Genomic DNA, 9154 nt, shown 5'->3' with positions numbered 1-9154 from the left:
CGTCGTCGGTCTGGTTTTCTTGGCGATCCCCGCGCTGCTGCCGGCATCGCTGTCCGAGCAGAACGGTGCCAAGATCTGGATTCGCTTGCCGGGCTTCTCAATTCAGCCGGCCGAGTTCTCCAAGATCTTGCTGCTGATCTTCTTCTCCGCGGTGCTGATCGCCAAGCGGGGTCTGTTCACCAGCGTCGGCAAGCATTTCATGGGCATGACCCTGCCCCGGCCCCGAGACCTCGCGCCGCTGCTGGCGGCCTGGGTGATCTCGATCGGCGTCATGGTCTTCGAAAAGGACCTCGGCACTTCGCTGTTGCTCTACGCGTCGTTTCTGGTGGTTGTCTACCTCGCCACGCAGCGCTTCAGTTGGGTCGTCATCGGACTGGTGCTGTTCGCCGCGGCGAGCGTGGTGGCGTATTTCCTTTTCGAGCACGTCCGCGTTCGGGTGCAGATGTGGTGGGACCCGTTCTCCGATCCCGACGGCAGCGGCTATCAGCTCGTGCAGGCGATGTTCAGCTTCGCCACCGGCGGCATCTTCGGCACCGGGCTGGGCAACGGTCAGCCGGACACGGTCCCGGCGGCCTCGACGGACTTCATCATCGCCGCGTTCGGTGAAGAACTCGGGCTGGTGGGCTTGGCGGCCCTGTTGATCCTGTACACGATCGTCATCGTGCGCGGCCTGCGCACGGCGATCGCGACGCGCGAAAGCTTCGGCAAGCTGTTGGCCGCGGGCCTGGCCTCGACGCTGGCCATCCAGCTGTTCATCGTGGTCGGCGGCGTGACGCGGCTGATTCCGCTGACCGGGCTGACCACACCGTGGATGTCGTACGGCGGGTCGTCGCTGCTGGCGAACTACATCCTGTTGGCCATCCTGGCGCGTATCTCGCACAGCGCCCGACGCCCGCTGCGCACCCGCGCCCGCAACACGTCGCCGATCGCGGCGGCCGGCACCGAGGTGATCGAGCGAGTATGAACGCCTCTCTCCGCCGGATCTCGGTGACCGTGATGGCGCTGGTCGTGCTGCTGCTGCTCAACGCCACGATGACGCAGGTCTTCGCCGCCGACGGGCTGCGTGCCGACCCGCGCAACCAGCGAGTCCTGCTCGACGAGTACTCCCGGCAACGCGGCCAGATAGTCGCGGGCGGCCAGCTGCTGGCGTACTCCGTGGCCACCGACAGCCGCTTCCGCTTCCTGCGGGTCTATCCCGACCCCGCGGTGTACGCACCCGTCACCGGCTTTTACTCGCTGCGCTACTCCAGCACGGGCCTGGAACGCACCGAAGATCCGGTGCTGAACGGGTCGGACGAGCGGCTGTTCGGGCGGCGGCTGGCCGACTTCTTCACCGGTCGCGACCCCCGGGGCGGCAACGTCGACACCACCATCATTCCGCGGGTCCAGCAGGCGGGCTGGGATGCCATGCAGCAGGGCTGCGGGGGGCCGCCGTGCAAGGGCGCTGTCGTCGCGCTGGAGCCGTCCACCGGGAAGATCCTGGCCATGGTGTCGTCGCCGTCCTACGACCCCAACCTGCTCGCGTCGCACGATTCCCAGGTGCAGTCGCAGGCGTGGCAGCGGCTCCGTGACGACCCCGACAATCCGATGACCAATCGCGCCATCTCCGAGACCTACCCGCCCGGTTCGACGTTCAAGGTCATCACCACCGCCGCGGCGTTGCAGGCCGGCGCGACCGACACCGAGCAGTTGACGGCGGCGTCCTCGATTCCGCTGCCCGGCAGCACCGCCACTCTGGAAAACTACGGCGGCACGCCGTGCGGCAATGCGCCGACGGTGCCGCTCAGCCAGGCGTTCGCCTTGTCCTGCAACACCGCGTTCGTCCAGCTGGGCCTGCTGACCGGCGCCGATGCGCTGCGCAGCATGGCGCACTCGTTCGGGCTGGACAGCACGCCGAGCGTCATTCCGCTGCAGGTCGCGGAGTCCACCATCGGGATCATGCCGGACGCCGCCGCGCTGGGGATGTCGAGCATCGGCCAGAAGGATGTGGCACTCACACCGCTCGAGAACGCCGAGATCGCCGCGACCATCGCGAACCGTGGGGTGTCGATGCAGCCCTACCTGATCGATAGCCTCAAGGGGCCGGACCTTTCCAACATCAGTACGACTGCGCCCTATCAACAGCGCCGCGCGGTGTCGCCGCAGGTCGCCGCTAAGCTAACAGAGCTGATGGTCGGCGCCGAGAAGGTCGCGCAGCAGAAAGGGGCGATTCCCGGCGTGCAGATTGCATCCAAGACGGGTACCGCTGAGCATGGCACCGACCCACGCAACACTCCGCCGCACGCGTGGTACATCGCGTTCGCGCCCGCGCAGACACCGAAGGTTGCCGTGGCGGTGCTGGTGGAGAACGGCGGCGACCGACTGTCCGCGACCGGGGGCGCGTTGGCCGCACCGATCGGCCGGGCGGTGATCGAGGCCGCGCTACAGGGAGGACCATGAGCCCGAGAGTTGGTGTGACGCTGTCTGGCCGGTACCGCCTGCAGCGCCTCATCGCCACCGGTGGCATGGGCCAGGTGTGGGAGGCGGTCGACAGCCGGCTGGGCCGGCGCGTCGCGGTCAAGGTACTCAAGCAGGAGTTCTCCCAGGACCCTGAGTTCATCGAACGGTTCCGCGCCGAGGCGCGCACCACGGCAATGCTGAATCATCCCGGAATCGCCCAGGTCCATGACTACGGCGAGAGCCAGTTGGACGGGGAGGGCCGCACCGCCTACCTGGTGATGGAGCTGGTCAACGGCGAGCCGCTGAACTCGGTGCTGAAACGCACCGGACGGCTGTCGCTGCGGCACGCGCTCGACATGCTCGAGCAGACCGGCCGGGCCCTTCAAGTCGCGCACGCCGCCGGCCTGGTGCACCGTGACGTCAAACCGGGAAACATCTTGATCACCCCGACCGGCCAGGTGAAGATCACCGACTTCGGTATCGCCAAGGCGGTCGACGCGGCGCCGGTGACCCAGACCGGGATGGTGATGGGCACCGCCCAATACATCGCCCCCGAGCAGGCGCTGGGTCACGACGCGACCCCCGCAAGCGACGTCTACTCGCTGGGAGTCGTTGGCTACGAGGTGGTTTCGGGCAAGCGTCCGTTCAGCGGCGACGGCGCACTGACGGTGGCGATGAAGCACATCAAGGAACCGCCGCCGCCGCTGCCCGCCGAGCTGCCGCCCAACGTGCGGGAACTCATCGAGATCACCCTGGTCAAGAACCCCCAGATGCGCTACCGCAGTGGGGGACCGTTCGCCGACGCCGTCGCCGCGGTCCGGGCCGGTCGCCGGCCGCCGCGGCCGAGCCAGTCACCGCCCCCCGGCCGGGCCTCGCCGGCGGCCATTCCGTCGAGCCCGCACGCCAGGTCCGCCGCCGTCGGGCCGAGCCGCGCCGGAGCACCCCGTCGCTCCGGGCCGTCCACCGGTCGTTCGCGGCAGCCCGCGCGGCGCACGTTCTCGTCGGGCCAGCGGGCGCTGCTGTGGGCCGCGGGTGTGCTGGGGGCGTTGGCCATCCTGATCGCGGTGATCATCGTCATCAACTCCCGCGCCGAAAACGGGCAGCCGGCGCCCCCGACGGTCACCGACACCGGGACCCCACCGGCCACGGCGCCCCCGGCGAGCAAGACGCCCAGCGGGTCCGCGCCGCGTCTACGCCTGGATTGGACGGATCCCCGGCGCATAGGTAATTCTGGACTTCAGAGCAGGCCGCATGGACATGACTGGGTTCCCCCCTCTCCACCCAGCACATCGCCGGCCCGTTATGAGACACCGCGATGACCACCCCGCAGCACCTGTCCGACCGCTATGAACTCGGCGAGATCCTCGGTTTCGGGGGCATGTCCGAAGTTCATCTGGCCCGCGACGTCCGTTTGCACCGCGACGTCGCGGTGAAGGTGCTGCGCGCCGACCTGGCCCGCGATCCCAGTTTTTATCTGCGCTTTCGGCGCGAGGCGCAAAACGCCGCGGCGCTGAACCACCCGTCCATCGTGGCGGTGTACGACACCGGTGAGGCGGAAACCCCCACCGGCCCGCTGCCCTACATCGTCATGGAGTACGTCGACGGCGTCACCCTGCGCGACATCGTGCACACCGACGGCCCGCTGCCGCCCCGGCGCGCCATCGAGATCATCGCCGACGCCTGCCAGGCGCTGAACTTCAGCCATCAGAACGGCATCATCCACCGCGACGTCAAACCGGCGAACATCATGATCAGCAGCACCAACGCGGTGAAGGTGATGGACTTCGGCATCGCGCGCGCCATCGCCGACAGTGGCAACAGCGTCACCCAGACCGCGGCCGTGATCGGGACGGCCCAGTATCTGTCACCCGAACAGGCCCGCGGTGACTCCGTCGACGCCCGATCCGACGTCTATTCGCTGGGCTGCGTCCTTTACGAAATCCTCACCGGCGAACCGCCTTTCACGGGTGACTCGCCCGTCGCGGTCGCCTATCAGCATGTCCGCGAGGACCCGGTGCCGCCGTCGAAGCGGCACGAGGGCATCTCCGCCGACCTGGACGCCGTGGTGCTCAAGGCGCTGGCCAAGAATCCGGAGAACCGCTACCAGACCGCGGCGGAGATGCGCGCCGACCTGGTGCGGGTGCACAACGGTGAGCCACCCGAGGCGCCCAAGGTGCTCACCGACGCCGAGCGCAGTTCGTTCCTGTCGTCCAGCGGCCCCGGTCACGGGCCGCGCACCGACCCGCTGCCGCGCCAGGCGCTGGATGACACCGACCGCGACCGCGCCGGCGGTTCCATCGGCCGCTGGGTCGTCGCGGTCGCCGTGTTGGCGGTGCTGACCATCGTCGTGGTGATCGCCTTCAACACGTTCGGTGGCAGCACCCGCGATGTCCAGGTACCCGACATGCGCGGCCAGGTGTCCGCCGACGCCATTGCCGCGTTGCAAAACCGGGGCTTCAAGACGCGCACCCTGCAGAAGCCCGACTCGACCGTCCCGCCCGACCACGTCATCAGCACCGACCCCGCCGCCAACGCCTCGGTGAGCGCCGGCGACGAGATCACCATCAACGTCTCGACCGGCCCCGAGCAGCGCGAGGTGCCCGACGTCTCGTCGCTGAGCTACAGCGACGCGGTCACCAAGCTGAAGACCGCCGGATTCAGCAAGTTCAAGCAGGCGAACTCCCCGTCGACCCCGGAGCTGCTGGGCAAGGTCATCGGGACCAACCCGCCAGCCAACCAGACGTCGGCGATCACGAACGTGATCACCGTCATCGTCGGCTCCGGGCCGGAGACCAAGCAGGTCCCCGACGTCGCCGGTCAGACCGTCGACGTCGCCCAAAAGAACCTCACGGTCTACGGCTTCACGAAAGTCACCCAGGCGCAGGTGGACAGCACCAGGCCCGCCGGTGAGGTGATCGGCACGAATCCGCCCAAGGGCCAAACGGTTCCGGTGGACTCGATCATCGAGCTGCAGGTGTCCAAGGGCAACCAATTCACGATGCCCGACCTGACCGGCATGTTCTGGACGGACGCCGAACCGCGGCTGCGCGCGCTCGGCTGGACCGGGGGACTGGACAAGGGGCCCGACGTCGACGCCGGCGGCTCGCAGTCCCACCGGGTCGTCTATCAGAACCCGCCGGCCGGCGCCGGGTGCAACCGGGACGGGATCATCACGCTGAAGTTCGGCCAGTAGCTCCCGCCGCGCCGGTCTCGGCGTCCGGGAAGTAGGGCCGGACCGCGGCGCGCACTTCGTTCTCCAGGCGGCGCACCAGCATGTCGTCGTGCGTCCAGCCGCAGAAGCCGAGCCAGTTGGCCAGCATGCGGTGCCCGCCCTCGGTGAGGATCGACTCCGGGTGGAACTGGACACCGTGGATGGGCAACTCGGTGTGGCGCACGCCCATGATCACGCCGCTGCGGGTGCGGGCCGTCACCTCCAGCACCGCGGGCAGCGACTCGGGCAGGATGGTCAGCGAGTGGTACCGGGTCGCCGTGAACGGATCCGGAAGCCCTTGCAGCACACCGACATTGGTGTGAAAGACGCTGCTCGTCTTGCCGTGCAACAACTCCGGCGCGCGGTCCACCGTGGCCCCGAACGCCACGCCGATCGCCTGATGTCCGAGGCAGACCCCCAGCAGCGGGGTGCGCTGCTCGGCGCACGCCCGAACCAGGCTGATCGACGCCCCCGCGCGTTCGGGGGTGCCCGGTCCGGGGCTGAGCAGGATGCCGTCGAACTGCGCCGCGGCGGCGTTCGGGTCCGAGAGGCGGGCGTCGTCATTGCGCCAGACGTCGGCCTCTACGCCGAGCTGGCCCAGGTACTGCACCAGGTTGAACACGAAGCTGTCGTAGTTGTCGACAACCAAGATCCGCATCGTGTCAGGTTACCGTCCGGCCCGGCCTCCGCCGGCCGCTCAGTACCCCACCGGGCCCGCTGGCTGCGCGACGTGCATGCGAACCGGTTCGGAATGGCCGGCGATCTGCACGTCGGGCTTGACCTCTTCGCGATAGCCGAGGCCGAACCGCACCACGTACTGCTTGTACAGGATGACCAGGGGAGCGGCGGCCAGCGCGGCCTGCATGGTGGCGGCGTTGCCGATCGCGGTGATCGTGTAGGGCGGGCTGTAGGTACGCCCGTTGAGCAGCAGCGTGTTGCCGACGCAGCGAGGTACCGAGGTCGCGATGATCCGCTGGTCTTGCATCTGGATCGCCTCCGCGCCGGCGCTCCACAACGCGTTCAGGACGGCCTGGATGTCCTGCTGGTGCACGACCAGATCGTCGGGCGATGCATCGCGGGGGAAGCGGCCGTTGGCGTCGCGTTGGGCGTCCTGCAGGGTCACCACCAGACCCGGGCCGTGCACCGGGTCCAGGCCCGCTTCGGCGGCCAGCTCGGCGGAGCGCCGCAGCATCGCCTTGAGCGCGGTGTCCGTCGACCGGCCGTGCGCGGAGTCGATCTTGTGGGACAGCTCGTCGCGTTGGGCGCGGAGGCGATCGACCGACGACTGGGCCTCGCGGACCAGGTCGACCAGGCGCGGCGCATCGCTGCGGCGGATCTCGGCGCCGCCGGACACCCCGTGCGTGGCGGCGAGCAGCAATCCCGCCAGTAGGCACACCAGCGGGACCCCGAAGCGCCATGGTGAGCGCCGCGTGTCAGTCATCGACTCTCCATTTTCCTGGTCGCCGTGCCAGGTGAGTTAGTCTCGTACCCGAGCTATACGTGCAGCTGCCATCGTTATCGTCGCACCCCGTCCCGTTGTTCAGGTATGCCGAGGTATTCAAATGCCCAAGTCGAAGGTCCGTAAGAAGAACGACTTCACCGTCAGCGCGGTCAGCCGCACCCCGGTGAAAGTGAAGGTCGGACCATCTAGCGTGTGGTTCGTTTGTCTGTTCGTGGGCCTCATGCTGATCGGGCTGGTCTGGCTGATGGTGTTCCAATTGGCCGCCGTCGGAAGCCAGGCACCGGCCGCGCTGAACTGGATGGCGCAACTCGGCCCGTGGAACTACGCGATCGCGTTCGCTTTCATGATCACCGGGTTGTTGCTCACGATGCGCTGGCACTGACCAACCCCGCAGAGGTAATGAATTCATCTTGGGGTGTTCCTGTAACTGGCTCAGCAACGTCGCGACCAAGCAATCACACGCGTGTGATTTATCCCCACTGTTGATAGCGCTTGTGGATAACCGCGTTGGCAATGGTGGGAGGGGTTAGGTAGCCCATGCAGCAAACAGAATGGGCGCCGCCCGTGGCCGGAATCGCAGGTTGTGGAGCCGTCGGCGTTTTGATGGCTATCGCCAGTGTGACCGTAGTCACAGACGCGCCCGGCCGCATCTTGACCGGGATTGCCGCGGCGGGGTTGATCTTGTTTGCGGGCATGACGTGGCGCGCGCGCCCGAAGCTGGCAATTACCCCGGACGGCCTCGCGTTGCGGGGCTGGTTCCGGACGCAGTTATTGCGGCGCCCCGACATCAAGATCATCCGGATCACCGAATTCCGCCGGCACGCGCGCACCGTGCGGTTACTCGAGGTCGAAACGGCCAACGGCGGGTTGCTCATCTTGAACCGTTGGGACCTCGGGACGGACCCGTTGAAGGTGCTCGACGCGCTGACGGACGCCGGCTACGCGGGTGGTAGCCGACCCTGAGCGAGCGCCGCCTTAGGAGATCGTGATCGACTCGATGACGACCGCCTCGGTGGGACGGTCGTTTCCGTCGGTAGCGGTCGTCGCGATCGCGTCGACCACCTTTTGCGAATCGGGGTCGGTCACTTCGCCGAAGATCGTGTGGCGCCGATTCAGGTGCGGCGTCTGGGCGACGGTGATGAAGAACTGCGAACCGTTGGTGCCCGGGCCCGCGTTCGCCATCGCCAACAGGTAGGGCTTGTCGAACTGCAGCTCGGGGTGGAACTCGTCGGCGAACTTGTAGCCCGGGCCGCCGCGGCCGGTACCGGTCGGGTCGCCGCCCTGGATCATGAAGCCCCTGATCACCCTGTGGAAGACCGCGCCGTCGTAAAACGGACCCGACGGGCCACCCGAGGCGTTCTGGGTGGAGTACTCCTTGGTGCCCTGGGCCAGGCCGACGAAGTTGGCGACGGTCTTGGGCGCGTGGTTTCCGAACAGGGCGACCTTGATGTCTCCGCGGTTGGTGTGCAGCGTTGCGGTGGCGGTCTGAATGGGGCTGTTAGTCACGGGGCTAGAGTCTGCCATTACGCGCGACCTTGCACGCACCCGGTACCAACCCGGGTGCGCACAATAGGGAGGCATCGCACGAGCGGACAGAAGGGCGGCAGATGAGCGCGAAGACGGAAACCCGGCTGACCCCACGGGAGCGACTGGCCCGCGGACTGACCTACTCGGCGGTGGGACCGGTGGATGTCACCCGGGGAGTCGTCGGGCTGAGCGTGCACGGCGCGCAGTCGACCGCTTCCGGGCTTCGCCGCCGCTACCGCGAGGGCCGGCTCGCCCGCGAAATCGCCGCTGCCCAAGAAACACTCACGCAGGAGCTGGCCTCCGCGCAGGAAGTGGTCGCCGGACTGCCCCAGGCGCTGCAGGACGCGCGCCGGGCCCAGCGCCGCCGCCCCCGGCCCTGGGTGATCGCCGGGGCCGCCGCCGTCGTCCTGGCCGGCGGCGCCGTCGCCTTCAGCGTCGTCCGGCGTTCGATGCGTGCCGGCGGGGAGGAGCCGTCCCCCCGGCCGCCGAGCGTCGACGTGCAGCCGCGACCGTAG

General features: G+C 68.2%; 10 protein-coding genes. 7 read left to right on the top strand and 3 right to left on the bottom strand.

Translation table 11 applies throughout. The features are described 5' to 3' along the window. The 4 genes from A9X00_RS06605 to pknB all read left to right on the top strand — a co-directional run. A partial coding sequence (locus tag A9X00_RS06605) for an FtsW/RodA/SpoVE family cell cycle protein (protein ID WP_067150769.1) occupies positions 1–964 on the top strand: 964 nt, incomplete at its 5' end. Further along, positions 961–2439 carry a D,D-transpeptidase PbpA gene (gene pbpA / locus A9X00_RS06600; RefSeq protein ID WP_067150766.1) on the top strand — a complete coding sequence of 493 codons (1479 nt, stop codon included), beginning with the start codon at positions 961–963 and terminating at the stop codon, positions 2437–2439. The genes A9X00_RS06605 and pbpA, both read left to right, overlap by 4 nt. After that, a complete protein-coding gene (locus A9X00_RS06595; protein ID WP_067150763.1) occupies positions 2436–3758 on the top strand; it encodes a serine/threonine-protein kinase in 1323 nt (440 codons plus the stop codon). Before pbpA ends, A9X00_RS06595 begins: the two co-directional genes overlap by 4 nt. Then, positions 3755–5632 carry a Stk1 family PASTA domain-containing Ser/Thr kinase gene (gene pknB, locus A9X00_RS06590; protein WP_067150760.1) on the top strand — a complete coding sequence of 626 codons (1878 nt, stop codon included), beginning with the start codon at positions 3755–3757 and terminating at the stop codon, positions 5630–5632. Before A9X00_RS06595 ends, pknB begins: the two co-directional genes overlap by 4 nt. Here pknB and A9X00_RS06585 read toward each other — a convergent pair. Both A9X00_RS06585 and A9X00_RS06580 read right to left on the bottom strand, forming a co-directional pair. After that, positions 5610–6308, bottom strand: a complete 699-nt coding sequence (locus A9X00_RS06585) for an aminodeoxychorismate/anthranilate synthase component II (RefSeq protein WP_067150757.1) — start codon at positions 6306–6308, stop codon at positions 5610–5612. The two genes, pknB and A9X00_RS06585, sit on opposite strands and share 23 nt — an antisense overlap. A 39-nt stretch (positions 6309–6347) precedes the next feature. Continuing rightward, on the bottom strand, positions 6348–7091 hold the full coding sequence (locus A9X00_RS06580; RefSeq protein WP_067150754.1) for a DUF881 domain-containing protein: 744 nt from the start codon (positions 7089–7091) through the stop codon (positions 6348–6350). 121 nt (positions 7092–7212) lie between these two features. On the opposite strand from A9X00_RS06580, the gene crgA reads away from it, so the two are divergent. After that, complete coding sequence (crgA, locus tag A9X00_RS06575; protein WP_066917062.1) at positions 7213–7494, top strand: cell division protein CrgA; 282 nt, start codon at positions 7213–7215, stop codon at positions 7492–7494. A gap of 155 nt (positions 7495–7649) precedes the next feature. Continuing rightward, positions 7650–8075: a PH domain-containing protein gene (locus A9X00_RS06570; protein ID WP_067150751.1), complete on the top strand. Its 426-nt coding sequence runs from the start codon at positions 7650–7652 to the stop codon at positions 8073–8075. A gap of 12 nt (positions 8076–8087) precedes the next feature. Here the strand turns inward: A9X00_RS06570 and A9X00_RS06565 are convergent, their stop codons facing one another. Beyond that, the gene (locus tag A9X00_RS06565) at positions 8088–8636 is read right to left on the bottom strand and encodes a peptidylprolyl isomerase (RefSeq protein WP_066941158.1); all 549 of its coding nucleotides are present in this window, start codon (positions 8634–8636) and stop codon (positions 8088–8090) included. 83 nt (positions 8637–8719) lie between these two features. On the opposite strand from A9X00_RS06565, the gene cwsA reads away from it, so the two are divergent. Continuing rightward, positions 8720–9154 (top strand): cell wall synthesis protein CwsA, encoded by a 435-nt coding sequence (gene cwsA / locus A9X00_RS06560; protein ID WP_067150749.1) that lies wholly within the window; start codon positions 8720–8722, stop codon positions 9152–9154.

It is taken from the genome of Mycobacterium sp. 1245805.9 (assembly GCF_001672915.1).
Taxonomy (GTDB): Bacteria; Actinomycetota; Actinomycetes; order Mycobacteriales; family Mycobacteriaceae; genus Mycobacterium.
The sequence above is the reverse complement of the archived record's forward strand: the minus strand, read 5'-3'. Positions and strand labels throughout refer to the sequence as shown.

Bases quoted from the DNA above. Each gene is read 5' to 3' on its own strand.
- crgA (WP_066917062.1), top strand. From the start codon at position 7,213: ATGCCCAAGTCGAAGGTCCGTAAGAAGAACGACTTCACCGTCAGCGCG.
- pbpA (WP_067150766.1), top strand. From the start codon at position 961: ATGAACGCCTCTCTCCGCCGGATCTCGGTGACCGTGATGGCGCTGGTC.
- pknB (WP_067150760.1), top strand. From the start codon at position 3,755: ATGACCACCCCGCAGCACCTGTCCGACCGCTATGAACTCGGCGAGATC.
- A9X00_RS06580 (WP_067150754.1), bottom strand. From the start codon at position 7,091: ATGACTGACACGCGGCGCTCACCATGGCGCTTCGGGGTCCCGCTGGTG.
- A9X00_RS06570 (WP_067150751.1), top strand. From the start codon at position 7,650: ATGCAGCAAACAGAATGGGCGCCGCCCGTGGCCGGAATCGCAGGTTGT.
- A9X00_RS06585 (WP_067150757.1), bottom strand. From the start codon at position 6,308: ATGCGGATCTTGGTTGTCGACAACTACGACAGCTTCGTGTTCAACCTG.
- A9X00_RS06595 (WP_067150763.1), top strand. From the start codon at position 2,436: ATGAGCCCGAGAGTTGGTGTGACGCTGTCTGGCCGGTACCGCCTGCAG.
- A9X00_RS06565 (WP_066941158.1), bottom strand. From the start codon at position 8,636: ATGGCAGACTCTAGCCCCGTGACTAACAGCCCCATTCAGACCGCCACC.
- cwsA (WP_067150749.1), top strand. From the start codon at position 8,720: ATGAGCGCGAAGACGGAAACCCGGCTGACCCCACGGGAGCGACTGGCC.